27 protein-coding genes are annotated in these 24,125 nt (G+C 57.9%); 11 read left to right on the forward strand and 16 right to left on the reverse strand.

Features of this window, described 5'->3' with window-relative positions; translation table 11 throughout:
* The 10 genes from ACNKH3_RS11570 to ACNKH3_RS11615 form a co-directional block, all read right to left on the reverse strand.
* On the reverse strand, positions 1–1,142 hold a 1,142-nt coding region (locus ACNKH3_RS11570), incomplete at its 3' end, for an FAD-dependent oxidoreductase (RefSeq protein ID WP_420209344.1).
* Positions 1,143–1,221: 79 nt separating this feature from the next.
* The gene (locus ACNKH3_RS11575; RefSeq protein WP_417915968.1) at positions 1,222–1,587 is read right to left on the reverse strand and encodes a thioredoxin family protein; all 366 of its coding nucleotides are present in this window, start codon (positions 1,585–1,587) and stop codon (positions 1,222–1,224) included.
* A 110-nt stretch (positions 1,588–1,697) separates the two neighbouring features.
* The gene (locus ACNKH3_RS11580; RefSeq protein ID WP_417915967.1) at positions 1,698–2,120 is read right to left on the reverse strand and encodes a F0F1 ATP synthase subunit epsilon; all 423 of its coding nucleotides are present in this window, start codon (positions 2,118–2,120) and stop codon (positions 1,698–1,700) included.
* A gap of 22 nt (positions 2,121–2,142) precedes the next feature.
* Complete coding sequence (atpD, locus tag ACNKH3_RS11585) at positions 2,143–3,558, reverse strand: F0F1 ATP synthase subunit beta (RefSeq protein WP_420209345.1); 1,416 nt, start codon at positions 3,556–3,558, stop codon at positions 2,143–2,145.
* Between the two features lie 42 nt (positions 3,559–3,600).
* Positions 3,601–4,461 carry an ATP synthase F1 subunit gamma gene (gene atpG / locus ACNKH3_RS11590; protein WP_420209346.1) on the reverse strand — a complete coding sequence of 287 codons (861 nt, stop codon included), beginning with the start codon at positions 4,459–4,461 and terminating at the stop codon, positions 3,601–3,603.
* A gap of 16 nt (positions 4,462–4,477) precedes the next feature.
* Positions 4,478–6,001, reverse strand: coding sequence for a F0F1 ATP synthase subunit alpha (gene atpA / locus ACNKH3_RS11595; RefSeq protein WP_420209347.1), 1,524 nt, complete (start codon positions 5,999–6,001; stop codon positions 4,478–4,480).
* A gap of 5 nt (positions 6,002–6,006) precedes the next feature.
* Entirely contained in the window at positions 6,007–6,555 is a 549-nt protein-coding gene (atpH, locus tag ACNKH3_RS11600; protein WP_417915828.1) for an ATP synthase F1 subunit delta, read from the reverse strand.
* On the reverse strand, positions 6,552–7,259 hold the full coding sequence (locus tag ACNKH3_RS11605; RefSeq protein ID WP_417915829.1) for an ATPase: 708 nt from the start codon (positions 7,257–7,259) through the stop codon (positions 6,552–6,554). The genes atpH and ACNKH3_RS11605 overlap by 4 nt, the downstream gene beginning before the upstream one ends.
* Positions 7,256–7,687 (reverse strand): ATP synthase F0 subunit B, encoded by a 432-nt coding sequence (locus tag ACNKH3_RS11610; protein ID WP_417915830.1) that lies wholly within the window; start codon positions 7,685–7,687, stop codon positions 7,256–7,258. The genes ACNKH3_RS11605 and ACNKH3_RS11610 overlap by 4 nt, the downstream gene beginning before the upstream one ends.
* 82 nt (positions 7,688–7,769) lie before the next feature.
* The gene (locus ACNKH3_RS11615) at positions 7,770–7,967 is read right to left on the reverse strand and encodes a hypothetical protein (RefSeq protein WP_420209348.1); all 198 of its coding nucleotides are present in this window, start codon (positions 7,965–7,967) and stop codon (positions 7,770–7,772) included.
* On the opposite strand from ACNKH3_RS11615, the gene ACNKH3_RS11620 reads away from it, so the two are divergent.
* From ACNKH3_RS11620 to ACNKH3_RS11665, 10 genes are all read left to right on the forward strand, one after another.
* Entirely contained in the window at positions 7,966–8,241 is a 276-nt protein-coding gene (locus tag ACNKH3_RS11620; RefSeq protein ID WP_420209349.1) for a YHS domain-containing protein, read from the forward strand. The two genes, ACNKH3_RS11615 and ACNKH3_RS11620, sit on opposite strands and share 2 nt — an antisense overlap.
* Positions 8,238–8,882 (forward strand): fructose-6-phosphate aldolase, encoded by a 645-nt coding sequence (gene fsa, locus ACNKH3_RS11625; RefSeq protein ID WP_417915832.1) that lies wholly within the window; start codon positions 8,238–8,240, stop codon positions 8,880–8,882. Before ACNKH3_RS11620 ends, fsa begins: the two co-directional genes overlap by 4 nt.
* 30 nt (positions 8,883–8,912) lie before the next feature.
* Positions 8,913–9,623: a transglycosylase SLT domain-containing protein gene (locus ACNKH3_RS11630; protein ID WP_417915833.1), complete on the forward strand. Its 711-nt coding sequence runs from the start codon at positions 8,913–8,915 to the stop codon at positions 9,621–9,623.
* A gap of 113 nt (positions 9,624–9,736) precedes the next feature.
* On the forward strand, positions 9,737–10,786 hold the full coding sequence (pilM, locus tag ACNKH3_RS11635; protein ID WP_417915834.1) for a type IV pilus assembly protein PilM: 1,050 nt from the start codon (positions 9,737–9,739) through the stop codon (positions 10,784–10,786).
* Positions 10,787–10,936: 150 nt separating this feature from the next.
* The gene (locus ACNKH3_RS11640) at positions 10,937–11,383 is read left to right on the forward strand and encodes a PilN domain-containing protein (protein WP_420209350.1); all 447 of its coding nucleotides are present in this window, start codon (positions 10,937–10,939) and stop codon (positions 11,381–11,383) included.
* Between the two features lies 1 nt (position 11,384).
* Entirely contained in the window at positions 11,385–12,023 is a 639-nt protein-coding gene (locus ACNKH3_RS11645) for a type 4a pilus biogenesis protein PilO (protein WP_420209351.1), read from the forward strand.
* Between the two features lie 45 nt (positions 12,024–12,068).
* A complete protein-coding gene (locus tag ACNKH3_RS11650; RefSeq protein ID WP_417916753.1) occupies positions 12,069–12,575 on the forward strand; it encodes a pilus assembly protein PilP in 507 nt (168 codons plus the stop codon).
* An 83-nt stretch (positions 12,576–12,658) separates the two neighbouring features.
* Entirely contained in the window at positions 12,659–14,362 is a 1,704-nt protein-coding gene (locus tag ACNKH3_RS11655) for a hypothetical protein (RefSeq protein WP_417916752.1), read from the forward strand.
* A gap of 20 nt (positions 14,363–14,382) precedes the next feature.
* Complete coding sequence (locus ACNKH3_RS11660; protein ID WP_417916751.1) at positions 14,383–16,401, forward strand: hypothetical protein; 2,019 nt, start codon at positions 14,383–14,385, stop codon at positions 16,399–16,401.
* 21 nt (positions 16,402–16,422) lie between these two features.
* On the forward strand, positions 16,423–17,421 hold the full coding sequence (locus ACNKH3_RS11665) for a hypothetical protein (RefSeq protein WP_420209352.1): 999 nt from the start codon (positions 16,423–16,425) through the stop codon (positions 17,419–17,421).
* Between the two features lie 79 nt (positions 17,422–17,500).
* Here ACNKH3_RS11665 and secB read toward each other — a convergent pair whose 3' ends face one another.
* From secB to ACNKH3_RS11685, 4 genes are all read right to left on the reverse strand, one after another.
* Positions 17,501–17,962 carry a protein-export chaperone SecB gene (secB, locus tag ACNKH3_RS11670; protein ID WP_420209353.1) on the reverse strand — a complete coding sequence of 154 codons (462 nt, stop codon included), beginning with the start codon at positions 17,960–17,962 and terminating at the stop codon, positions 17,501–17,503.
* Between the two features lie 74 nt (positions 17,963–18,036).
* Positions 18,037–19,374: an adenosylhomocysteinase gene (ahcY, locus tag ACNKH3_RS11675; RefSeq protein WP_420209354.1), complete on the reverse strand. Its 1,338-nt coding sequence runs from the start codon at positions 19,372–19,374 to the stop codon at positions 18,037–18,039.
* A gap of 12 nt (positions 19,375–19,386) precedes the next feature.
* Positions 19,387–20,610 (reverse strand): LL-diaminopimelate aminotransferase, encoded by a 1,224-nt coding sequence (locus ACNKH3_RS11680; protein WP_420209355.1) that lies wholly within the window; start codon positions 20,608–20,610, stop codon positions 19,387–19,389.
* Between the two features lie 251 nt (positions 20,611–20,861).
* Complete coding sequence (locus ACNKH3_RS11685; RefSeq protein WP_420209356.1) at positions 20,862–21,257, reverse strand: hypothetical protein; 396 nt, start codon at positions 21,255–21,257, stop codon at positions 20,862–20,864.
* 180 nt (positions 21,258–21,437) lie between these two features.
* Between ACNKH3_RS11685 and ACNKH3_RS11690 the strand changes: the two genes are divergently transcribed.
* Positions 21,438–21,674: a FeoA family protein gene (locus tag ACNKH3_RS11690; protein ID WP_420209357.1), complete on the forward strand. Its 237-nt coding sequence runs from the start codon at positions 21,438–21,440 to the stop codon at positions 21,672–21,674.
* A gap of 1 nt (position 21,675) precedes the next feature.
* On the opposite strand, the gene trpA is transcribed toward ACNKH3_RS11690, so the two are convergent.
* Together trpA and ACNKH3_RS11700 are read right to left on the reverse strand one after the other, a co-directional pair.
* Positions 21,676–22,449, reverse strand: a complete 774-nt coding sequence (gene trpA, locus ACNKH3_RS11695) for a tryptophan synthase subunit alpha (protein WP_420209358.1) — start codon at positions 22,447–22,449, stop codon at positions 21,676–21,678.
* Positions 22,450–22,705: 256 nt separating this feature from the next.
* Positions 22,706–23,830, reverse strand: coding sequence for a nucleotidyltransferase family protein (locus tag ACNKH3_RS11700; protein ID WP_420209359.1), 1,125 nt, complete (start codon positions 23,828–23,830; stop codon positions 22,706–22,708).
* Positions 23,831–24,125 lie beyond the last annotated feature (295 nt).

Genomic DNA, 24,125 nt, shown 5'->3' on the forward strand with positions numbered 1-24,125 from the left:
GCCTCAATGATGAAGTTCGAGCCAGCCTGCTCCACAGGACGGCGGCGGCCTGAAGCGTCCGGCTCGCCCAAACCCATGCGGACGCACTCCAAGCCGGTCAGCTTGCCGTCAGCATCGGCGTGAATCTTGACCGGGGCAGCAAGGAACTCAATCCGCACGCCTTCCTCTTCCAAGTGCCGCACCTCCTCCTTGGAAGCAGGCATCTCTTCCTTTGTGCGGCGATAGAGGATGAAGACCTGATCCGAGCCGGTGCGCAGGGCGGTGCGGGCCACGTCAATGGCCACGTTGCCGCCGCCCACAACCACGACTTTCCTGCCGATGTGCATTTCCTCGCCGGTCAGCACACGGCGCAGGTAGTCCACGCCGTGCAGCACGCCTTTGGTCTTCTCCTCGCCTTCGATGCCCAGCCGCTTGCCCTCATGCGCACCAACACCAATGAAGACCGCGTCATAGCCCTCTTCCCGCAGCTCGTGCAGGGTCTTGTCCTTGCCGATGGTCACGCCCAGCTTGATCTCCACCCCGCAGCTCTTCAGGGAAGCCAGCTCCGCACCAATGATGTCGCGGGGCAGGCGGTAGTGCGGGATGCCGACTGAGAGCATCCCGCCAAAGACCGGCAGGGCCTCGTAGATCGTGCATTTATAACCCTGATGCGCGAGCAGATACGCAGCGGTGATGCCTGCCGGGCCAGAGCCGACAATCGCTGCCTTGCGTCCGTTGGGCAAGGCGCAGGCTTGGGCCATAGATTTCCGCTTGGCAACCATCCAGTCGGTCAGGTAGCGTTCCAGCATCCCGATGGCCACCGGCTCGCTGCTCTTGCCGCGCACACAGCTGCCCTCGCACTGAAACTCGTGCGGGCAGACGCGGGAGCAGACCGAAGGCATGGTGCTGGTCTCACGCACCTTCCAGTAGGCTTCCTCGAACTGCTTCTCCCGCAGCAGGCCAATGAAGCCAGGGATGTCATTGCGGATCGGGCAGCCTTGCACGCAGGCAGGCTTCTTGCATTGCAGGCAGCGGTTGGCCTCCAGTAAAGCCGTTGCCTCATCGTAACCGGCGGTCACTTCAGCAAAGCTCTTGATCCGTTCCGCAGGCGCAAGCTCTTTGGGATGCTGGCGGGGAATGGCCATCCGTTCTTTGGTGTTCATGGGCATCTCCTAAATTGGTTCAAAAGGGCAAGAGTAAAAGGCAGGGGCAAAAAATCTTTTGCCCCTGCCTTTTACTCTGCTAATCATTTTCTATGAAGCGCACCAGAGCATTCCTGCTCATGTAGCCAGATTGTCTCTTCACACCGCTCTTGTTTGTCAGCTTGATGACATGGGGAACGCCATCAATGCCGAACTGCGCGGCCTTCTCCCGGTTCTTGTCCCAGTCCACGTCGTAGAAGGCAACATGCGGGTAGAGCTTCTTCATCTTCTCATACTCAGGCTTCATGGCCTGACAAGGCGGGCACCAGTCGGCGTAGAACTTGAACACCTTGATGTCTTGGCCTTTGCCGTAGTCGGCATTGGCAGGGATGTCCTGCTCCGGGCCGCAGCCGTGGAGGAGTGCCGCTGCGAGAATGGTCAGTATGATGCGTCGGATTATTGTCATAAAGCGGCTTGTCAAAGGGAAGCCTTCAGGGTGAATGCTGCAAAAACAAAAAAAGCCGCCCCTTGAGGGGCGGCCCTTGCTCATCGCTGCTCCGGCGCTGCGGCTGATTGCTACAGCTGCCTCGAACACCGCTCCGCCGCCGCGATTCTGGCCATCGCCCGCTGCAAGGCCGACGCAGCTTGGACGCGGCTGACGTTCTCGTCATGCGCCTGCTGCTGCGCCAGACTTTTTTCCGCCCGCTCCTTGGCCAGCAGGGCGCGGGGCACGTCAATGTCATGGCCGTATTCGGCAATCTCCACCAAGAACGTGACCGTGTTGTCTGAGACCTCGGCAAAACCGCCGCTGACCATCAGATACTTCAGCTCTTTGTCCTTTTTGTAATGGAGGACTCCGGTTTTCACCGTGGTCAGGAACGGCGCATGATTGGCCAAAACACCGAACTCGCCGCTGCTGCCCGGCGCGGTGACGATGTCCACATCCTCGCTGACCACCGGCCCGGAGGGTGTCACCACTTCCAGATGAATCTGTGCCATTGCTTGTCACCTCTGCCTGCAATCAGGCTGCCTGAGCTTGTTCCGCCGCCGCTTTCTCAACCGCCTCTTCAATTGTGCCGACCATGTAAAAGGCGTTCTCCGGCAGATCGTCGTGCTTGCCGTCAAGAATCTCTTTGAAGCCGCGCACCGTGTCCTCAACCTTCACGTATTTGCCTGCCATGCCGGTGAACACTTCGGCGACACTGAAGGGCTGAGAGAGGAAACGCTGGATCTTGCGGGCGCGGCCCACCAGCAGCTGGTCTTCCTCGGACAGCTCGTCCATGCCGAGAATGGCGATGATGTCTTGCAGCTCCTTGTACTTCTGGAGCGAGACCTGCACCCTCCGGGCGGTCAGATAATGCTCTTCGCCGACCACGTTGGGATCAAGAATGCGCGAGGTGGAGTCGAGCGGATCAACTGCGGGATAAATGCCCAGCGCGGCGATCTGGCGGGAAAGAACAACCGTGCCGTCGAGATGGGCGAAGGTGGTAGCCGGAGCCGGGTCAGTCAGGTCGTCGGCAGGCACATAAACGCACTGCACAGCGGTGATCGAACCCTTGGTGGTCGAGGTGATGCGCTCCTGCAAGGCGCCGAGGTCCGTGGCCAGCGTCGGCTGATAACCTACCGCTGAGGGAATGCGGCCCAGCAGAGCGGAAACCTCCGCGCCGGCCTGGGTGAAACGGAAGATGTTGTCCACAAAGAAGAGCACGTCCTGGCCTTCCTCGTCGCGGAAATATTCGGCGGCAGTAAGGCCGGTCAGGGCGACGCGGGCGCGGGCGCCCGGCGGCTCAGTCATCTGGCCGTACACCAGCGCGGCCTTGGAGAGAACACCGGACTCCTTCATCTCCATGTAGAGATCGTTGCCCTCGCGGGTGCGCTCGCCCACGCCGCAGAAGACCGAGATGCCGCCGTGCTGCATGGCGATGTTGTTGACCATCTCCATCATGATGACCGTCTTGCCGCAGCCTGCGCCGCCGAAGAGGCCCATCTTGCCGCCGCGCGGGAAAGGCACGAGCAGATCCAGCACCTTGATGCCGGTCTCCAGCACATTGACCTCGGTGTCCTGCTCGGTGAACTCCGGCGCGGCGCGGTGGATCGGCATGGTCTTGCTCTTGTCAATCGGACCGAGGCCGTCCACCGGCCTGCCCACCACGTTCATGATTCGGCCCAGCGCAGGTGCACCGACCGGAATGGAGATCGGCTCGCCGGAGTCGCGGCAGGCCATGCCCCGCACCAGGCCGTCAGTTTGATCCATGGCGATGCAGCGCACCACGTTGTCGCCCAGATGCTGGGCCACTTCGATGACCAGATTTTCCTCGACGCTGTCAATGCCCGGATTGGTCACGAACAGGGCGTTCATGATCGGCGGCAGCTCGGCAGCCTTGAATTCCACGTCAACAACAGGCCCGATCACCTGAATGATTCTTCCTATGCCCATTTTCTATATCTCCCAGAATCTCTCTGAAAATTCGTCTGTCTCTTAGCCTTTCAGGGCCTCTGCGCCGCCGACGATGTCCATCAGGTCGCCGGTGATGGCCGCCTGCCGGGCCTTATTGTAGAGCTGCTTCAGCTCCCTGATCATGTCGCCGCAGGCCGTGGTCGCGTTGTCCATCGCCGTCATCCGCGCCGCCTGCTCGCCCGCGCCCACTTCCAGCATGGCGTGGAAGACCTGCACATGCAGATAGAGCGGCAGCAGGTTCTCTAAGATTTCGGCAGGCGACGGCTCGAAGAGGTATTCGGTCGGATTCGCCTCGTTCTGCTGCTCCGCAGGCCGGATCGGCAGCAGGGTTTCCTGCGTCGGAATCTGAGCCGAGAGCGACTTGAAGCGGGCATAGACCAGCTCAACCTGATCCGCCGCCTTGCTGAGGAACTGCTCTGCGACCTCCTCCGCGATCTCGCGGGCGTTGAACATCTGGAAGGTGCCCATGATGTCCGTGAAGGAGCGGCGGATTTTACCGGAGCGTTTGAAGGCCCGCGTCGCCTTGTTGCCCACAGTCACCAGCGTGACCTTCTTGCCCTCGCGCTCGTACTGGGCGATCAGCTTCTCGGCCTTGCTGATGGCGTTGGCGTTGAAGCTGCCGCACAGCCCCCGGTCAGAGCTGATGACGATCAGCTCCACGCTCTGCACCTCGCGGACCGCCATCAGCGGCTGGCCCGCGCCCGCGCCGCCGGAGAGCTTCTGCATCGCCCCGGCGAACTTGGCCGCATAGGGACGGAAGGCCTCCATGCGCTGCTGCGCCCCGCGCAGTTTGGCCGAGGCGACCATGTTCATCGCCTTGGTGATCTGCGAGGTCTTGGAGACACCTTCAATCTTGTTTTTGACTTCCTTCAGTCCTGGCATGGCTCGTGTCCCGCGCTCAGTTCAGGCCCTTGGCCGTTTTGAAGGTGCTGCCGAAGGATTTCAGCGTCGCCCTGATTTTTTGATCCAGCTCCGGCGAAATGGCCTGTTTCTCGCGCAGCTCAGCGAAAATCGACGGCTCGTTCAGCTCAATGTACTCGTACAGCTCCTGCTCGTACTCTGCCAGCATCTGCACTGGGAATTCATCAAGAAAGCCCTTGGTGCCCGCGAAGATGATCGTGACCTGCTTCTCCATCGGCAGGGGCTGATACTGCGGCTGCTTGAGGATTTCCACCAGCCGCTCGCCGCGCGTCAGCTTGGCCTGCGTGGCCGCATCAAGATCGGAGCCGAAACCGGCGAAAGCGGCCAGTTCTCGGTACTGGGCAAGATCAAGCCGCAGCGTGCCCGCGACCTGCTTCATCGCCTTGACCTGCGCTGCGCCGCCGACGCGGGAGACCGAAATACCGACGTTAATCGCCGGACGAACACCGGCGAAGAAGAGGCTCGGCTCCAAGAAAACTTGGCCGTCAGTGATGGAAATAACGTTGGTCGGGATGAAGGCGGACACGTCGCCAGCCTGGGTCTCAATGATCGGCAGGGCGGTCATCGAGCCTGCGCCGAGCGCGTCGTTCAGCTTGGCGGCCCGCTCCAGCAGGCGGGAGTGGTTGAAGAAAATGTCGCCGGGATAGGCTTCGCGTCCGGGCGGACGGCGGAGGAGCAGGGACAGCTCGCGGTAGGCCACGGCCTGCTTGGACAGATCATCATACACAATCAGCGCGTGCTGGCCGTTGTCGCGGAAATATTCGGCCATCGCGCAGCCGGTCATGGCCGAGACATACTGCATCGGCGCGGGATCCGAGGCGCAGGCGGCGACCACCGTGGTGTATTCCATCGCCCCATGCCTGCGCAACGCCTCAACCACCAGCGCGACTGTGGATTTCTTCTGGCCGGTGGCCACGTAAACACAGTGCACGCCAGTGCCTTTCTGGGCGATGATCGCGTCCACGCAGAGGGCGGTCTTGCCGATCTGGCGGTCGCCGATGACCAATTCGCGCTGGCCGCGCCCGACCGGAGTCATCGCGTCAACCGCCTTGTAGCCGGTGTAGCACGGCTCATGCACGCTTTTCCGAGCGATAACGCCGGGGGCGACAACCTCCATCTTGCGGGTCAGCTTGGCATTCAGTGGCCCTTTGCCGTCAATCGGCTGGCCGATGCCGTCCACAACCCGGCCTTCCAGCTCCGGCCCGACCGGCACCTCGGCGATCTTGCCGGTGCGCTTGACGATGTCGCCTTCCATGATTTTGCGGCAGTCGCCCATGACCGCCACGCCGACGTTGTCCTGCTCAAGGTTGAGGGCCAAGCCCATGATACCGCCGGGAAATTCCAGCAGCTCCATGGCCTGGCAGTTCTCCACGCCATAGACGCGGGCGATGCCGTCGCCCACGGAGATGACCGTGCCGGTCTCCTTGAGGTCTATGCCGCTCTTGTAGCCAGCGATCTGATCTTTAATGATCCGGCTGATTTCCGAGGCTTTGATCTGCATCTGACTCACACTCTCCCCTTGATGGATTCCTTTAATTCCTGAAGCTGCGTGCGGATGCTGCCGTCCAGCACCAGATCGCCGACCTTGGCCACCATGCCGCCGATGATCGAAGGATCAACCTGCGCCTCAAGAATAACCTTAGTTCCTGTAATTTTTTCCAGCGCGGCCCGGATTTTCCCCAGCAGGGCCTCGTCCGGCTCGACAGCGGTCGTGACCCAGCCGTGGCTGATGTTCTCCTCGCGCTCCAGCATGTGCCGCAGCTGGCCCGCGACTTCCGGCAGGGCCGAGACCCGTTTTTTCTCCACCAGCAGGTGGAGGAACGCGCCCAAGAGCGAGTCCGCGCCCGCCGCCTCAGCGATGCCGGCCATGACCTTCAGCCGGGCATCCAAGGGATAGAGGGGATTGGTCAGCGCGTCCGCGATGCCCAGCTCAGGATTGCTGAAAAGGTCGGCGATGTCGCGCAACGTCTGCGCATACACGTCCACCGCGCCGTTTTCCTTGCCAAGGGTGAAAATGGCCTTGGCGTAGCGTTTGGCTAAGATGATCTGTCTCATTGCGCCGCCTTTTCCAGATACTGTTCAATGATCGCGACCTGATCCGCCGGGGTCAGGTTCTTGATGAGCAGCTGCTCGGCCATTGCCGCCGCCTGCTCGGCCACCTCGTTCTGGAGCTGGCGCTGGGCCGCCGCCGCCGCTGTGGCTACCGCCGCCTCAGCCTGCCGTCGGATGTCCCGCGCCGCCGCCTCAGCTTCGGCAAGTATTCTGTCCCGCTCCTCGCCCGCCAAAGCCAATGCCCGGCTGACGGTCAGCTCAATCTCAGCCTCCATGCCTTCCAGCCGCGCTGAAAATTCCTTGTAGGAACGCTCGGCCTCGTCGCGCTTGGCTTGCAGCTCTTGCAGCTCCTCCTCAATCGCTTTGCGGCGGCTGCTCAGGCTTGCAACAATGGGCTTGCCGCCGAATTTCACCAGCAGGAAAACCAGCGCGGCGAAGTTGAGGGCGCGCCAGAGCAGGTCTTTCAATTTTTCGCCGGTGATCATCGGCGCGGCATGAGTGCCGCCGTGCTCTCCGCCGTGAGTCGCCGCCTCTGTCCCGTGTCCGTCAGCTGCGGCATGAACAGCAGCCGCATGACCGCCTTCCGGCTGCTGCGCCGCCGCTTGGACATGCTGAGTGCCGCCATGCTCCTCAGCCAAAACCGCTCCCGTCGTCCCGGCGCAGAGCCAAGCCGCAGCCAGCAGCGGCAGAATTTTTTTCATTTTCATGCCTGCACGCTCCTTCCTAATATCTTGGCCGCCATGTCCTGGGCCACGCTGTTGATGTTGCCCAGCAGCTCGCTGCGGGCGACATCAAAGCTGGCCCGGATTTCCGCAAGCTGCCGCTCTTTCTCGCCGCCCGCCTCGGCGCGGATCGCGGCCAGCCGCTCCGCCCCGGCCCGCTCGGCTTCGCCCCGCGCTGCCTCCAAGGCTCTTTTTGCCTTGAGGCCGGCTTCGTGCAGCTTCCGGTCCAGCTCGGCCTGCCGGGCGCGGGCGTGCTGCTCGAACTGCTCGGCCTCGCCGCTCATACTGCCCAAGGTGTCGTGCCGCTTGTCCATGACCGCGATGACCGGCTTGTAGAGAATCCGGTTCAGGACAGCCATTAAAACCAGCATGTTGATGATGTGAAAGAGGACGGTGATGTCAACGGAAATCATAGAACAGCTCCTGGTGCCTCGGTAAAAAAAAGGACAGCCGGAACAGGCGGCTGCGTTGTTCGTTTTTCACGACTGAAACTTACTACCGGAAATGCGGATGGAAGTCAAACCTTTTTTGCCAGCTTTCGCATAGGGAAAGATGCGTTCGATCAAACTGAATATTTTCATCAGAATGATTGAGCGCAAGCAGCGGAAAAAGAAAAATTGGTTCGACTTTTGCATTGCCGCGACTATAATGGTCATATGGATTGGCAACTCTGCGCATCAGGAGGTTTGGCATGAATCCGCTGCGGCTGCTTCTGCTCGCCGCGCTGGTCTATGTTGTCTGGCGGCTGCTCCGCCGCCAGCTCCACGACAGGATTCAGGCGGAACTGCTCCGCGAGCAGGAGCGGCAGGAAGCTGCCGAGGACGTGCTGGTGGAAGATCCGGTCTGCGGCATCCTCATCCCGAAACAAGAGGCGGTCCGGCTCCGGCAGGACGGCAGAACATATTATTTTTGCAGCGAATCCTGCTGCGACGCATTCACCGGCGGAACGAAAGGACAGGACGAATGAAGTTTTTTATTGACACGGCCAACATTGAGGAAATAAAAAAAGGACTGGAGCTGGGCATGGTGGACGGCGTGACCACCAATCCTTCCTTGATCTCCAAAGAGCAGCGGCCTTTCAACGAGATATTGGCTGACATCTGCGCCTTGGTCGACGGCCCGATCAGCGCCGAGGTGATCAGCTTGGACGCGGACGGCATGGTCGCTGAAGGCCGCGAGCTGGCCAAGCTGCACAAAAACATCGTCATCAAAGTGCCGATGACGGCGGAAGGGCTGAAGGCGGTCAAACGGCTGGCTGCGGAAGGCATCCGCACCAACGTCACCCTGATTTTTTCGCCCGCGCAGGCTCTGCTGGCGGCCAAGGCGGGCGCGGCCTATGTCAGCCCCTTTGTTGGCCGCTTGGACGACATCGCCCAAGACGGCATGGCGCTGATCAGTGAGATCATGACCATTTTCCGCAACTACGGCTATAAGTCCGAAGTGATCGTCGCTTCGGTGCGCAGTCCGATGCATGTGATTCAGTCCGCGCTGATCGGAGCGGACATCGCCACAATTCCTTACAAAGTCATCGCCCAGCTGGCCCGGCATCCGCTGACCGACCTTGGCATGGAGCAGTTCCTCGCTGACTGGGAGAAGCGGCGGAAATAAGCTGAAAAATCAAAAAACAAGGTGTCTGTCATGAAGACCTGCGCGTTGTGGTGCGTTGCCGCTGTGTCAAGCCTGCTCGCCCTCACCGGGCAGGCGCAGGGAGAAATTTGCAAATACACTGACAAACGCGGTGTGGTGCATTACACCAACGTCTCCGGCGACAAACGGTGCAAGCCGCTGAATTACAATGTGTCTTCCGGCCAGCCTCGGCTGATGATCACCACCGCTCCCGCCGTGCGCAGCATCGACCGGCGGATGCTCCGTTTCGGTCGCCCGGCGGCGGAACAGCGGAGCGATTTTGATTACCACATTCAGCACGCGGCCCGCATTCATCAAGTCGATCCGCTGCTGGTCAAGGCGGTAATCAAAACTGAATCGGGTTTCAACCGCTGGGCCGTCTCGCCCAAAGGCGCGCAGGGGCTGATGCAGCTCATGCCCGGCACCGCCCGTCATCTCAAAGTCAGCGACCCCTTCGATCCGTGGCAGAACATCTATGGCGGCACCCGTTATCTGCGCGAGATGCTGGACAACTTCAACGGCAATGTGCGCCTCAGCCTTGCCGCCTACAACGCCGGCCCGACCAGGGTGATGCGAAGCGGCGGCATCCCCCGCATCCCGGAGACCATCAGCTATGTGGACAAGGTGCTCCGGCACTATCAGAGCTATCAGGGCGGCGCGCTGTACGCCTACGCTCCGGCGAAGAACAGCATCCGGGTCCGGCAGCTGGTGACCGTCAACTGAGGTCGGCGGAGCAGAAAAATAAAACTGCTCTTGATTTTTTTTTATGTTCTGCGTTATACATGTAAAGGCGGGCCGCTTCCGGAGCGGCATGAAAAAAAACAAATTGACGAACCATGGCAAAAAAGGAAATTCCCGTCATCGGCATTGACATCGGTTCTCATGCCGTGAAAATTTGCCAGGTGGAGCGGTCCGGCAAAGACGGCTACGAACTTGTGGCGCTCGGCACCGCCGCGCTCTCTCCCGGCTCTGTTGAGGACGGGGTGCTGCACGATCCGAAAGACGTTGGGGACGCAATCAATGAGCTGCGCGACAATTTAAAGATAAAAAATAAAAGAGTCGGTCTGTCTATATCTGGATATTCGGTGATTGTTAAAAAAATTAATATCGAGATAGAAAATCAGGAGGAGCTGGCCGAACGGCTGCATCAGGAGGCTGAGCAATACATTCCTTTCGACATCAAGGAAGTGTATCTTGACTTTCAAGTGATCAAGCAGGCGAAAAGCGAGATGGAGCGCAGCGAGGTCATGCTGGTCGCCGCTAAAAAAGAAGTCGTGGACGCATATTTGGAAATGATTGAAGGGCTAAAGCTGGTGCCGGTGCTGGTGGATGTCGACGGCTTCGCTTTGGAGAACATCTGGAACACGGTGGCGGGCAGCGAAAAAAATGTCTGCGTCGTTGATATCGGAGCTTCCAAGATGAACATCAACATCATTGCGGGCGGAGCCTCCGTGCTGGCCCGCGATGTGGTGACCGGCAGCGACAAGATCAGTCAAGACATCGCCGAAACGTTGAATATCGATTACGGCGAGGCCGAGAACATCAAGCTGGGCCGCCAGCAGGCCGATGAAGAGGACATGGAGGTGCTGCATAACATTTTTAATAAAATCAGCACGAGATGGGTGCTGGAAATCAAAAAGGCCATTGACCTTTACGGCAACAACAATCCCGGCAAGCCGCTGACCGCGCTGGTGCTCAGCGGCGGCGGCTCAAAAGTCCACGGCCTGCAAGAATATCTCGCTCATGAGACCGGCTTGGAGGTCATCGCCTTCAATCCGTTTGAAGGCATGAAAATCAACAAAAAAATCGACATGGAATATCTTAAGGCGGCAGCCCCGCAGATGTCGATAGCCACTGGACTGGCCATCCGGCCTGCGGAGTTCTGAGCCATGCTTCGGATCAATCTTCTGCCGGTCAAGGAAATCAAGCAGCGGGTCGCTGCGAAAAATCAGCTTGCAGCCTTCGGCATTGTCTTTGCCATACTTGTGACGATTTTAATTCTTGCGGCGTTTATGCTGAACAGCCAAGTAAGCAGCTTGGACGCAGAAATAAAAGATTTAGAGTCAAGAAAAGCGGCATTGGAAAAAATTTTGCAGCAAATTGAAGAATTGAAGAAAAAAAAGGAGGAAGTGGACAAACAGACTGATCTGATCGCAAATTTAGAAAAAAGTTCCGCTTTGACCGCGCATTTGCTTAATGAAGTGGCTGATCTCACGCCGAACAACCGCTTGTGGCTGACTTCGCTCAACCAAGCGGGCGCTTCGATGAATTTGAGCGGCATGGCTTTGGACAACCAGACTGTTGCCGAATACCTTGAAAAGCTCAAAGACTCAAAGTATATATCGAGCGTCACGCTTTCCAGCTCCTCTTTGTCGGTTTATGCAGGCAGAAATTTAAAAAAGTTCACTCTGTCCTGTGCTGTCTCCATGCCTGAAACAGAAAAAAAGGAAGAAGGGGCTGAAGCTGCGGCGCAAGGAAAATAATATGGCTCAAGAAAAATTTGACGAAAAATTCAAGAAGTTTCTCAACGAGAAATATATCCCGTTGAACAAAAATGCCAAAATTGGCATTGCTGCGGCGTTGATAGTCGGCCCCGTCGCTTTGTTTGTTTTTTTATTTTACAATCCAAAGCAAGCGAAAATCAGCGAGCTGACAATCAACAGAGACCAGCTTGTCGGCAAAGTCACGGAGGCGGAAGCTGCTTCAAAAAATAAAGAGCGGCATGAAAATGAGCTGAAAGATGCCGAGCAAAAGTTTGAAGAAATGTCTGTCATTCTCCCAAAAGATCAGGAAATCCCCAGTCTTCTCCGCAATATTTCCGACCTTGGCAAACGGGCAGGTCTTGATTTTGTCGAATTCAAACCCGGAAACGAGTCGCCAAAGGATTTTTATGCAGAAATTCCCATCAGCATACGTATCAAAGGCCCTTATCATAATGTGGGCTATTTTCTTGGCGAGGTGAGCGGACTCGACCGGCTGGTCACTGTTGACAACATCAACATGGGCGGCCCGCAGGACGTGGCCGGCGAAATTCTGCTCGATTCCTCCTGCAATCTGCTCACCTACCGCTTCACAGGGCAGGCTGCGGCTCCGCCGCCCGCTTCAGGTGGTCCGAAAAAATAAAAACAGAGAGCGGAAACAATGCGGTTCAGCTCACAGCAACACATTTTGACAGCCGCGCTTTGGGCGGCAGGACTGATTCAGGCGGCGGCGGCTTCCGCGCAGGAGCCGCTTTCAGCTGCTGATCCTGCTGAGAACGCCGCCGCGCAGGCAGAGTCTGGCGGCGATCGGAAAAAAATTAAATTTGACTATCAGTTAGACAACCGGCCTGATCCGTTTTATCCTTTTATTTCCAAAGAAGCGGCCAGCAAGAAACCCGATGACGAAATCATTGACGAGGAAAGCGGTGTCGTTCTGGAGGGAATGCGGCTGTTTGAGCCGGGCCAGCTCCGGCTGGTGGCGATCATGGGCAGAGGAACGGGCATGATGGCGATGGCTGAAGATGTGACCGGCAAGGGCTATATGTTACGCGAGGGGATGCTGATCGGCAAACGCGGGCAGATTGTCAGCATTGAAAACGACCAGGTCGTCATTTTGGAGACCGCCAGAACCAGAGCAGGCCGTGAAATCAGCAATGAAGTGGTTATGACCCTGAAGAAAGAAGAGAAAAAATAGCTGTGAAAAAAAATCTGTCAGGCCGAAAAGAAAGAATGCAAAAAGAAATGGCTGTGTTTTTGCAAACAGAGGGAGAGAAAAAAATGCCGCATTTTGTTTTGCCAGACTGTCAGGAAAATGCACGCCGCAGCCGCGCCTGTTTTCTGCTTGCAGCCGCTGCGGCGGTCGGGCTGCTGGGCGGCGGCAGCATGCAGCCGCTTGACGCAGCAGCTCAAGAGCCGGGCGGCAGCGCGTCTGCGCCATCGGCTCAGGCCGCAGCAGACGGGCAGGACAACGCCCCTGCCGCTGAAAAAAACAAGATTGTCAAAATCAGCGGCCAGCAGACTGGAAAAAATTTGGAAATCACCATTTACTGCTCACGTTATCCGTCCTATGACGACTACAAGCTGCCGGGCAAGATAGTTCTTGATCTTGCTGAAGCGGAGACGGAAAGCGCGGCGGAGCTGAGCGCCTCGCTGCTGGCGTTTAAAACGGATGTCAAGGCCACTGCGAAAGAGCGGTCGCTGCTGCTTGAATTCAGCCTGACTGACGCGGAGATGCAGCACACGGTAGCCCGGCAGGGCAACAATATCGTCCTGACACTCGCCAATTTTTTTGAAGAGGAGCAGGCTGCCGCGCCTGCCGCTTCCGGGGCTGCCGCCCCGCTGTCCATTCCCGCCCCTGCTCCGCCTCCGCCGCAAAATGCGGCAAAGCAGGCTGCGGATCCGGCCAGCAGCTCGATTGAGGCTCATCTGCCGGCCAATCCTCTGAAGCCGGTCGGCGCAGCCGTCAGCAAACCTGCGGCAGCGGCGGCAGGTGACGCTCCGGCGGCGAATATGCCGTTCGGCGGCAGCGTCGGCGAGCTGATCACGGTTGATTTTTACAAAGTTGACCTGCATAATGTCTTCCGTCTGCTGGGCGAGATCAGCGGCTACAACATCATTGTCGCTGAAGGCGTATCCGGCACGCTGACCCTTGCCCTCCATGAGGTGCCGTGGGATTTCGTCTTGGACATCGTTCTCAATTTGAAGGACTTGGCCAAGGAGCAGCGGCACAACACGATTGTCATCTATCCAAAGGACAAAGAGTTTGTCTGGCCGCAGCGCAGTTCGGCGGAAACCTCCCTCAGCATCGAGCCGGAAGGCGCGGCTAAAAAAAGCGGCGGCCCGCTGGTGGTGATTGGCAAAGGGAGCGGCGACGGCCAGGCTGCGCCGCCGGAGGCCGCCGAGGCGAAAAAATTTGCCGCTCTCGGCATCCGGGCGGAGAAAGAGGGCAGCTTGGAGACCGCTGTGCAGCTCTACGAGAAAGCTCTTGATCTTTGGCCGGACAAGGTGGAGCGGCAGGAGAGGAGCAAGCTGGCCAACAAGATCGCTTCAATTTATCTGGTTCGGCTCAATCAGAACGCCAAAGCTGTCTATTACGCGAAGAAAGCGCTGGCCGCTGACAAAAAAAACAGCAGCGCGGCCTTGAATGCGGCCATCGGCCATGCCAACATGGAGGAGAATCCGCAGGCGCAGCAATATTTTGATCAAAGCATCAGCGGCGGCAAGCCGAGCCGGGAGGCGCTGTTCAGCTACGCGGTCTTCAGCGAGCGGCAGGGGCAGCTTGAAGCCGCTTTGCGTCTGCTGGGCAAATACGGCGAGCTGCACGGCGAGGACTTGGATTCAATGGTCTCGCGGGGCCGCATTCTTGACCAGCAGGGCCGGAAAACGGAGGCTGATCAAGTGTACACAGCCATCCTTCATGCCGGTTTCAGCGTGCCGCCGGATCTGAGGACGTTCATCGTCAACAGGACGCGTTCCAACTAACACACTCAGGAAATATCGCAATGAACATTCATACCCGCCTGCTGCCTGGCTGTCTTGCGGCGGCTCTTCCTCTGCTGCTGCTCTGCTCCTGCGTGGACAAAGGCAAAAAAAATGACACGCCGCCGCCCGCTGCGGCTTTGGCAGAGCCGCAGCAGCACAACACTGTGGTCGAGCCGTCCCTGCTCCCCACCCGTTTCCGGCAGGCAGGCTACATGGTCAGCGAGGACAGAAGCAGCGGTTCCGGCGCGGACAGCGTGTCATCCTTGGACGGCCTTCAGCTGAAAGTCGGCGCCAACATCAGCACCGCTGCCCCCATTCCGCTGCGGGAGGCGATGAAGGCCATTGTCAAAACAAAAAACATGAGCCTCAGCTGGGCACCTGACGTGGATCAGGAGCTGCTGGTGGATATTGATGTCACGCCCAATGACAATTTTTACGAGGCGATTGACAATATTCTGCGGCAGCTCGACTATTTTCACGAAGTCGAAGGTTCAACACTGGTGATCAAATACCGGGAGACGAAGCAGTATCAGATAGCTATGCCCTTTATTAGGCAGTATTATGATACTTTCACCGGCTCAATGGCAGGTTCGCTTCAGAATCAGCCTTGGGAAAACAAATTTGATCAATGGGAGATTATTCAAAAAAACCTTGATAGCCTTATAGCGACGTGGAGTTCGTCAGTCGCTACGCCAGTACCAACATCGAAGGCGGTAAGCGACAACAAAGACTCAAAAAAAACAGCTAATGTCAAAGACAGTGAAGAGGAGACTGCTCCTGCGCCGCTGGCCCGTCGGGTTTCTTCAACTGATTCCACCTACACCATTGACAAACCAGTCGGCTTAATTACGGTTAATGCGCCAAAATCATTGCAAAAAAGAATTGGTGACTATATAGCTGCTCTGGAAAAGGAGCTGTACAAGCAGATCCTGATTGAGGCGAAAATTATTGAAGTGCAGTTGAGCGACAGCTCCTCGCTGGGCATCAACTGGAACATGCTGCTGAATAATCTGAATGTTTCCAGCTCGTATTATGGTAAAACCAAAACTTACAGCCGGGACAGCGGCGATGAAAGCATCAGCAGCGCGTCAACTGATTTTTCCGACACCACCACGGACACCTCCAGCAAGTCCAGCAGCAGCGCATATCAGCTTGATGGCGCCAGCAATTTGAAGGACGGCTCTGTGTCAAGCACGGAAACAATTGGCGAACGCATCGCAGACAATAAAAGCACGTATGTCACAGGTGACGGTAAAAATCTTGACAACCTGAGCAGCAATCTTAAAAGCACGCTGACCGGAAGTCTCAACGAGGAATCTTCAGCCAGCGAGCTGAACGCCGCCTCGACCAGTTTGGATTCCAGCTCCAAGTCAAGTTTGCGCACGGTTACAGACGCGCTGTCCATGGGCACCACCGCCGCCACCTTCCTCACCAGCGCCAGCGGGCTGGGCGAAGCCATCTCCACCGGCGTGACGTTGACCGGTTTCAACTTCACCTCGTTTATTAAAGCCTTGCAGGAACAGGGACAGACTTCGATCCTGTCCAATCCTAAAATCAGCGTGATGAACGGTCAGCCTGCCTTAATTTCTGTAGGCAGGAATGTGACCTACATCAAAGAGGTCAAGACAACAACAGAAGGCGATTCTGGGGCGATGTCCTCTGACATAACCACAGCAGAAATTTTATCTGGTGTTGGCTTGGCTCTCTCTGCGGTAGTAAAGCGAGATGGTGAAATTATTATGCATCTTGTACCTATTACATCTGAACTGAGTGGCGAAATTCAATATGTCGAGATTGGCCAAGGCAACAGAATCGGCCTGCCGGTGGTCAACAAGCGTGAGATCAGCACCACAGTCAAGATCAAAGACGGCTCGATGCTGGTCGTCGGCGGTTTGATCAGCGAAGTAGATAGCAAAGAGGGGAGCTATCTCCCCGGAGCCAAGAACATTCCGTATCTGAAATATCTCTTTGGCTACGAGGAAAAAAAGAAGACCAAGCGTGAGCTGATCATCCTGCTGCGGCCGCGCATCATCAACTGAGCATTTCATCCGGGAGCAACCATGAACCTGCTGAAGATTACCTACGCAGTGACCCTGCTGGCAGGAATGCTGACAGGCTGCGGCCAGACCTCTGTGCAAACCGTGATGGTTCCGCCCGGCGGCCATCCCCATGCTCAGGGCAACGGCATGACCGCCGTCGTGCTGCCTTTTGCCGACTACAGCGGCGGCGACCGCATCGCCTCAGCCTTCCGCCGTCATCTGCTGGTCACTGAGTCGCTGACGGACAATCTCCGCCGCAACGGCTTCAACGCCCCGGTGCAGGAGGATGTGTTCGATCATCTGGTTGAGCAGAAGATCATCAGCCTTGCTCCCTACGGCGAGAGCGACGGCGGCGGTTCCGCTTCGCTGGCCAGCGAGCTGGAGGACCCGGACTGGTCCGACCAGATGAAGGACAAAATCAAAGACTACATGCGGATGCAGCAGGAGCAGCAGCTTGGCGGCAGAAATTCTGTGGCCGACAGCCCTGGAACACACGGCCTCAGCGATCAGGAAGTGGTCAAAATTGGGCGCAAATTCGGCGCAGACTATATCATCCGAGGCCGGATATTGGAATTCCGCACCCGGCAGGATCACACATGGGACCCGCGCCGCCGGGGTCTCATCCCCTTTGTCATCGGCACGGCCAGTCAAGCGGCCTTCGGCTTCGCCGACGCGGAGCAGTATGACAATTTAGACGATGTCGTCACTGGCGGCCTTTGGGGCGCGGCGCTCGGCAGCGGCGGCGGGCGCGACAAGACCATTCTGTGGTCGGCGGTCGGCGGCGCGGCTGGAGCGATGGCCAAGCACGGCGGCAAAGTGGATCAGGCTGTGGTGCGGCTGCGCATCTGGGTGCAGAACGCCTATGACGCGCAGGTGGTTTGGACCAATCAGGTGGAGGTGCGGGTTGCGCCGGAATCAGTGCTGGCGGACAGCCAGTATGATGATCTCTTTGATCAGGCGATCAAAAAAGCAAGCAGCGCGCTGATGGCCGATTTTGTCCAAACCGGCTTGAAGCGGTAGCGGCAGGCGGGTTCACCCGCTAAAAAAAAGCCCGGACAGCAGCCGCTGTCCGGGCTTTCCCCATTTCTGCCGGAGCGGTTCAGGCATCCTTGTGCTGTGCCCGCTCGTACAGGGCGACAAAGTTGACCGGCTCCATCAGAAAGGGCATGAAGCCGCCGTCCACAGCCACTTGGGAGGCGATCTGACGGGTGAAGGGAAAAAGCATCAGCGGGCAGTCCACAGCCAGCACCCGCTGAAGATGCTCCGCCGGAATGTTTTTCAGCATGAAGACCGCCGCGTGCTCCAGCTCGATCACAAACATGACCGAGTCGTTCGCCTTTTGATTCAGCACCTTGGCGGTGACGGCAATGGAAACCTCGTGATGATCCTCGTCAATTTTTCTGCTGCCCAAACGCAGATTGAAATCCACCTTGGCCTCCTGCTCCTGCGGCAGGAAGACCTGCGGGGCGTTGGGATTTTCAAAAGACAGGTCTTTCAGATACATCTTCTGCATTCTGAAAACCGGAATATCCTGCTGATTCACTTTGCTTTCGTCAGTCATCTGGAAGTGTCCTTCGGTTGAAAAATTAAGGGCGGAAGATTTTCCGCCCCTGCGCGCAATACCGCCGAAACGGCTTAATACCGGTAATAATCCGGCTTGTACGGCCCGTCCACATTCACACCAATGTAAGCGGCCTGCTCTTTGTTGAGCGTGGTCAGATGCGCGCCGATCTTTTGGAGATGCAGCCGCGCCACCATCTCGTCCAGCTTCTTGGGCAGGAAATAGACCTGTTTCTCGTAAAGATTGGAGTTGTTCCACAGCTCCATCTGCGCCAGCACCTGATTGGTGAACGAGTTGCTCATGACAAAGCTGGGATGACCGGTGGCGCAGCCGAGATTGACCAGACGGCCTTCAGCCAGGACGATGATGCGCTTGCCGTCCGGGAAGATGACATGATCGACCTGCGGCTTGATGTTCTCCCATGGCAGCTCGCGGACGCTGGCGATGTCGATTTCTGAATCAAAATGGCCGATGTTGCAGACTATGGCCTGATCCTTCATTTTGTCCATGTGCGGCCTGCCGATCACCCGCAGGTTGCCGGTGCAGGTGACGAAGATGTCGCCGATGGGCGCGGCCTCTTCCATGGTCATCACCCGGTAGCCCTCCATCGCCGCCTGCAGGGCGCAGATCGGATCAATTTCGGTCACGCAGACCACCGCGCCCATGCTGCGGAGTGCTTGGGCGCAGCCTTTGCCCACGTCGCCGTAGCCAGCCACCACGGCCACCTTGCCGGCAATCATCACGTCCGTGGCCCGCTTGATGCCGTCAATCAGCGACTCGCGGCAGCCGTAGAGGTTGTCAAACTTGGACTTGGTCACTGAGTCGTTGACGTTGATAGCTGGCGCGAGCAGCTTGCCCGCCTTGGCCATCTCGTTCAGCCGATGCACGCCGGTGGTGGTCTCCTCGGAGATGCCGCGAATCTCCTGCATCAGCTCCGGGTACTTCTCATGCATGATCTGGGTGAGGTCGCCGCCGTCATCCAGAATCATGTTGGGCCGCCAGCCGTCCGGCCCGAAGATGGTCTGCTCGATGCACCACCAGAACTCCTCTTCCGTCTCACCCTTCCAGGCGAAGGTGGGGATGCCAGCCGCCGCCATCGCCGCCGCCGCATGGTCTTGCGTGGAGAAAATGTTGCAGGACGACCAGCGCAGCTCCGCGCCCAGCTCGACCAGCGTCTCCATCAGCACGGCGGTCTGGATGGTCATGTGCAGGCAGCCCGCAATACGCGCGCCTTTCAGCGGCTTGTCGCCGCCGTACTCAGCCCGCAGGGTCATCAGGCCGGGCATCTCGGTTTCAGCGATGGCTATTTCTTTGCGTCCCCAGTCGGCGAGACCCATGTCCGCCACTTTATAATCCGTCACAACGTTGCTCCTGTATGAAGTGTAAAAATTGCGGCTGCTTGCAGTCCGCATTCGGCCTGACGCTCAGGCCAGCGCCGTTTTGATCCTTTCTATCGCTTTGACCACGTTCTCGCGGGAGTTGAAGGCGGAGAGCCGGATGTAGCCCTGCCCGCATCTGCCGAAGCCCGCGCCCGGCGTGCAGACAACGCCCGCCTTGTTCAGCAGCAGGTCAAAGAATTCCCATGAGTCCCGCCCGCAGCGGATCCAGACATACGGCGCGTTGGCCGCGCCGACATAATCAAAGCCCAGCTCCTTGACCGCCGCCGCGATCAGGTCGGCATTCTCCAGATAGCCGCTGATCAGGGCCTTGCACTGAGCTTGGCCTTCGTCCGAATAAACCGCCTCGGCAGCGCGCTGCACGGGATAGGACACGCCGTTGAACTTGGTGCTGTGGCGGCGGTTCCAAAGCGGATGAATGAGCTGCCTGCCGCCCGCGCTGTCGTATGCGGCGCACTCTTTCGGCACGACAGTGTAGGCGCAGCGGGTGCCGGTGAAGCCCGCGCTTTTCGACAAGGAGCGGAACTCTATCGCCACTTCCCGCGCTCCTTCAATCTCGTAGATGGAATGCGGCAGAGATGCATCCCGGATGAAGGCCTCGTAGGCCGCATCAAAGAGAATCAACGCCTTGTTGGCCTTGGCGTAGTCGACCCACTGCTTCAGCACGGCCTTGCTGACCGTTGCGCCGGTCGGATTGTTGGGGAAGCAGAGATAGATCAGATCAACCGGCTCGCTCGGCAGGGCAGGCACGTAGCCGTTCTCTGCGGTCGAGTCCAAATAGACCAAGCCCTGATAGCGGCCATCCGCAAACGCGCCGGTGCGTCCGGCCATGACGTTGGTGTCGAGATAGACGGGATACACGGGATCAGGAATCGCCACCCGCGCATCTGCGCTGAACAGTTCTTGGATGTTGCCGGTGTCGCATTTCGCCCCGTCGGAAATGAAGATCTCGTCCGCGCTGATCTCGGCTCCGCGAGCTTGGAAGTCGTTTTTGGCAATGGCCTCGCGCAGGAAGGCGTAGCCCTGCTCCGGGCCGTAGCCCCGGAAGCTGCTGTCCGCCGCCATCTCGTCCACGGCCTTGTGAAAGGCGGCGACGCAGGCTTGCGGCAGCGCCTTGGTCACATCGCCGATGCCGAGGCGGATGATGTTTTTGTCCGGGCTGGCCTGCTGGAACGCAGCCACCCGCTTGGCGATGTCGGAAAAAAGATATGAAGCCTGGAGCTTCAGGTAGTGCTCGTTGATTTTCAGCATAGTTGTCCGGGCGGTTTCTGTTGACAGACCGTCGTGTCCGACGTTGAAGAAAGGTGCTGAGGATATTACCTGATTTGGGCGAAAAGTCAAGCTGCGGGGCGGATGGAACGGCGGAAGAGGAACAGAGGAAATCGTTGTGGGCGACGCTGACCGGAATGATCACGGCAGGCGCTGCGCTGATCAAAAAACTACAGCCACGGCTCATGCGCTGAACCGTGGCTGCGAATCAACGGCAGAATAAATGAGCGAGATTAGTATTGCATGGCAATCCAGTTAATATACCAGCCCCGATCTTTAGCAAACTCACTGTTTAGTAGGCCACCGTCTATCCATCTGACATAGACAGTGAAACCTTCATGGGTCAGATTGTACACTGAACTGCCGCCTGTTGTCGCCCAATGATTGTTTTCTCCGACAAGTGATGTGACCACGACAAGAGGTTTGCTGATGTCAAGATTCTCTGGCTTAAGATCCACGTCAATGGAAATCCCTCTGCCGTTCGACAGCGTGTCCCAATGTCTTGGATCCGTTTTCCCTGTTCTGACACCAGCAGTTGTGATATGCTTATTGGGTTCGTGTATAGGCGCGGGCATAATTTTTCCTCCTTTTAACTGTTTGTTTTCAATTTGCTGCGGAGCAGCGTCCATATTCCCATCCTATTGAACGCGAACCTCTTTGTCAAGGACAAATCGTTCCTTCTTTGTGGGACTGCCGCGCCAAGCTGAACCGCTGAAAAAGTAATTGACACGACGCTGCCTGCGGCTATGATAGATTGCTGCGGCAATCAGGCCGCATCCGGCTCTTGCAACATGGCACTTATCAAAAACATGCCTGAAATCAACCTCCGCCAGATGGCGGTCAATCAAAGCGGCACGATCACCGCTGTCCGGGTCGGCGGCGAGCTGGGCCGCCGCATCCGGGAAATGGGCCTCGTGCCCGGCACGGAAATCACGGTCAAGCAGCGCGCCCCGCTCAACGACCCGGTGGCCCTGCGGGTCATGGGCGGAACCCTCACCCTGCGCAACCGCGAAGCGGATCACATCACGGTGGACGTGGCCGACTGATTCAGGCCCCGGCCAAAGAGCGGATGAATGGCCCGACTGCTGCTGCGCCCTCTTGCTCCACCAATTTGATCGTGGCCGTGCCAATCACCGCCATGTCCGCCCTGCCCTCCAGCATGGCCACATCCTCGCGGCTGGAGATGCCGAAGCCAACCGCCAGCGGCAGACCGGTTGCCGCGCGGCAGCGGGCCAGATAGGCGGCAAAGGATTCGTCCACCTCAGTGTGCTGGCCGGTCACGCCTTTGCGGGCCACACAGTAGATGAAGCCGCCGCCTTTGCTGGCGACTTCTCTCATCCGCTCATCCGTGGAGGTTGGCGTGAAGAACATGACCGCAGCCAAACCGTTCTCCTTGGTCAGGCGCAGATAGTCCCCGCCCTCTTCCGGCGGCAAGTCGGGAATGATGCAGCCTTTGATGCCGATCTTTGCCGCCTGCTGAATGAACTCCGCCAGCCCGAAGCGGAAGACGATATTGTAGTAGGTCATGAAGAGGAAATTGACCTGGGGGAATTCCCGCGCTATCTCAGCGGCGAACGCGAGGCAGTCGCGCACCTTGATCCCTGCGGCCAGCGCATCCTGATTGGCCTTGAGAATCACCGGCCCGTCCGCCATCGGCTCGGAAAAAGGAATCTGGAGTTCAATGCAATCCACTCCGTTCTCCGCCATTTGCCGGATCACTTCGCGGTTGACGGCCAGCGAAGGATAGCCGAGCACCAAGTGGGTCATGAGAAGAACGGGCTTCTGTTGCAGCCGCAGCTGCAAATCCTGCTGCAAATTCATGGAATCTTCCTGTGGAAAAGGTCGGTGCAAACAAAGGCCCAAGGCGTTGCCTTGAGCTGATGAATTGCAGTCCTTCGGACTGCGGAAACTCCGAAGGAGTTTTGTTCATCAAGCACGGAGCACCGCTCCGTGCTCCAGCAAGGTCTGCCTATTCTAACAAGGGATGGGGAAAAATGGTAGAGCAGATTCAAGGTTGCTGCCCTTCGGCTCCGCTCAGGGCACTATTTATGCACCTTGAGCGGGGCCGCCGGGTGTTCTATCTTTTCAGAAAAATATACAATGCTTCGGCGAAGCGTTTGAGATAGAGAAGCGGCAGGGGCGATGTTTCGCTGTATCGCCAGCGCATGAATTCAGGCGGCGGAAAGGCGTTCTGGAAGAGAAAGCGGATGCGCTCGCGCCATGTAGGCAATGCTCTCAGCTCCAGCAGGGCGTGATGTTTGATGCCCACCTGTCTGCCGCCTGGCTTGAGCAGTGCGGCAAAGGTTTCATTGTTTGTCTTGGCCTCCATCAGGGTCGCCAATTGCTCAGGCAGCTTTGTGCTGAACCACGATTTGCTCACAGCAATCGCATCAGCGCATAAGGCGCGTATCTCCAGCCGCCTTGCTTTGGCGCAGAAGGTCTCGGCTTCCGCTTCAGTCAAGGATTGGCAGAGCAGGTGGATGTCATGCAGCCAGATCAGCCGGTCGCCGCTGTGGGAGAAATGCCCGGCCCGATGGAAGCAGGCGTAGAGCAGGCTGTCAATTTTGCTCAATGTCCGGGCATGTTCGCCTAAAGATGGAACAGAAACTGCGGCGGCAAACAGATGCTCATCAGCAAAGCTGCGGCTGAACTGGCGGTTGGTGTTGCTGATCTGCCAGTGCAGGTCATAGCTGAAGCGGATGCCCGGCCCGGTTTTAGAATAACTCTTTTGCGCACTGACATAGTCCATGTTCTCCTCAAGCAGGGTCTCATATCCCATGCCTTGCAGCAAAGCCGCCGCTTTTTCCCGTTCAGCCTCAGCGACGAGCAGGTCGGTGTCGCAGCGGGGCCGCAGCCACGGTTCAGGATAAAGACTGTAGGCCAAGGCCGTGCCTTTGAGCAGCAGCGGCTCAATGCCTGCGTCAGCAAAGGCGTGCAGCAGGGCGCGGAGATCAGCCTCTAAAAGCAGTTCCGCTGCCGCTTGGCGCAGGGCTGTTTCTTTCAATCTGGCCAGCAGGTCGGGCGGCCAGTCAGAGCAGTCTTGTTTGCTGATTTTGCGAAACAGCAGCGGTGCCATGCCCTGCGCAGCGGTTTCCTGAAAGAAGATATCAGCCGATATGTCAGCAGACCAAGGTGTTTTCTGGCCGCTGAACATGCGGCGCAGCAGGTCGACAGATTCAGGGCGTAGATTGGGGATGCTCATTGCTGATCAAACGCCCAAGGCGTTGCCTTGGGCTGGTGAATTTCAGCCCGTTGGGCTGGCGGCAACTCCGAAGGAGTTTTGTTCATCAGCACGGAGCATCGCTCCGTGCGTCGGGCATCAACCCCAAAGAACGGTACGCTGCCCATGTTTGCTGCGTGGATTCAAGTTGTAAGTGCAACTTTTGCGGGGTTGAGAAAAGAGTGAGTTATGGTAACATGATGGCTCAATTCTCACCGCCAAGCAAGAGGAGCGCGCATGAAGCATTACACACAACTCACCGAACCAGAACGTAACC

This window comes from Candidatus Electronema sp. JC (assembly GCF_048287365.2).
GTDB lineage: Bacteria > Desulfobacterota > Desulfobulbia > Desulfobulbales > Desulfobulbaceae > Electronema.

Excerpts from the sequence above, each read along its gene's own strand:
- atpH (WP_417915828.1), bottom strand. The coding sequence starts at position 6,555 with ATGAGACAGATCATCTTAGCCAAACGCTACGCCAAGGCCATTTTCACC.
- ACNKH3_RS11605 (WP_417915829.1), bottom strand. The coding sequence starts at position 7,259 with ATGAAAATGAAAAAAATTCTGCCGCTGCTGGCTGCGGCTTGGCTCTGC.
- ACNKH3_RS11660 (WP_417916751.1), top strand. The coding sequence starts at position 14,383 with ATGAACATTCATACCCGCCTGCTGCCTGGCTGTCTTGCGGCGGCTCTT.
- ACNKH3_RS11655 (WP_417916752.1), top strand. The coding sequence starts at position 12,659 with ATGCCGCATTTTGTTTTGCCAGACTGTCAGGAAAATGCACGCCGCAGC.
- atpD (WP_420209345.1), bottom strand. The coding sequence starts at position 3,558 with ATGGGCATAGGAAGAATCATTCAGGTGATCGGGCCTGTTGTTGACGTG.
- ACNKH3_RS11645 (WP_420209351.1), top strand. The coding sequence starts at position 11,385 with ATGGCTCAAGAAAAATTTGACGAAAAATTCAAGAAGTTTCTCAACGAG.
- ACNKH3_RS11630 (WP_417915833.1), top strand. The coding sequence starts at position 8,913 with ATGAAGACCTGCGCGTTGTGGTGCGTTGCCGCTGTGTCAAGCCTGCTC.
- trpA (WP_420209358.1), bottom strand. The coding sequence starts at position 22,449 with ATGAATTTGCAGCAGGATTTGCAGCTGCGGCTGCAACAGAAGCCCGTT.
- ACNKH3_RS11610 (WP_417915830.1), bottom strand. The coding sequence starts at position 7,687 with ATGATTTCCGTTGACATCACCGTCCTCTTTCACATCATCAACATGCTG.
- secB (WP_420209353.1), bottom strand. The coding sequence starts at position 17,962 with ATGACTGACGAAAGCAAAGTGAATCAGCAGGATATTCCGGTTTTCAGA.
- ACNKH3_RS11680 (WP_420209355.1), bottom strand. The coding sequence starts at position 20,610 with ATGCTGAAAATCAACGAGCACTACCTGAAGCTCCAGGCTTCATATCTT.
- ACNKH3_RS11665 (WP_420209352.1), top strand. The coding sequence starts at position 16,423 with ATGAACCTGCTGAAGATTACCTACGCAGTGACCCTGCTGGCAGGAATG.
- atpA (WP_420209347.1), bottom strand. The coding sequence starts at position 6,001 with ATGCAGATCAAAGCCTCGGAAATCAGCCGGATCATTAAAGATCAGATC.
- fsa (WP_417915832.1), top strand. The coding sequence starts at position 8,238 with ATGAAGTTTTTTATTGACACGGCCAACATTGAGGAAATAAAAAAAGGA.
- ACNKH3_RS11615 (WP_420209348.1), bottom strand. The coding sequence starts at position 7,967 with ATGCCAAACCTCCTGATGCGCAGAGTTGCCAATCCATATGACCATTAT.
- pilM (WP_417915834.1), top strand. The coding sequence starts at position 9,737 with ATGGCAAAAAAGGAAATTCCCGTCATCGGCATTGACATCGGTTCTCAT.
- ACNKH3_RS11575 (WP_417915968.1), bottom strand. The coding sequence starts at position 1,587 with ATGACAATAATCCGACGCATCATACTGACCATTCTCGCAGCGGCACTC.
- ACNKH3_RS11580 (WP_417915967.1), bottom strand. The coding sequence starts at position 2,120 with ATGGCACAGATTCATCTGGAAGTGGTGACACCCTCCGGGCCGGTGGTC.
- ACNKH3_RS11685 (WP_420209356.1), bottom strand. The coding sequence starts at position 21,257 with ATGGACGCTGCTCCGCAGCAAATTGAAAACAAACAGTTAAAAGGAGGA.
- ACNKH3_RS11690 (WP_420209357.1), top strand. The coding sequence starts at position 21,438 with ATGCCTGAAATCAACCTCCGCCAGATGGCGGTCAATCAAAGCGGCACG.
- ACNKH3_RS11700 (WP_420209359.1), bottom strand. The coding sequence starts at position 23,830 with ATGAGCATCCCCAATCTACGCCCTGAATCTGTCGACCTGCTGCGCCGC.
- ahcY (WP_420209354.1), bottom strand. The coding sequence starts at position 19,374 with ATGCGGACTGCAAGCAGCCGCAATTTTTACACTTCATACAGGAGCAAC.
- atpG (WP_420209346.1), bottom strand. The coding sequence starts at position 4,461 with ATGCCAGGACTGAAGGAAGTCAAAAACAAGATTGAAGGTGTCTCCAAG.
- ACNKH3_RS11620 (WP_420209349.1), top strand. The coding sequence starts at position 7,966 with ATGAATCCGCTGCGGCTGCTTCTGCTCGCCGCGCTGGTCTATGTTGTC.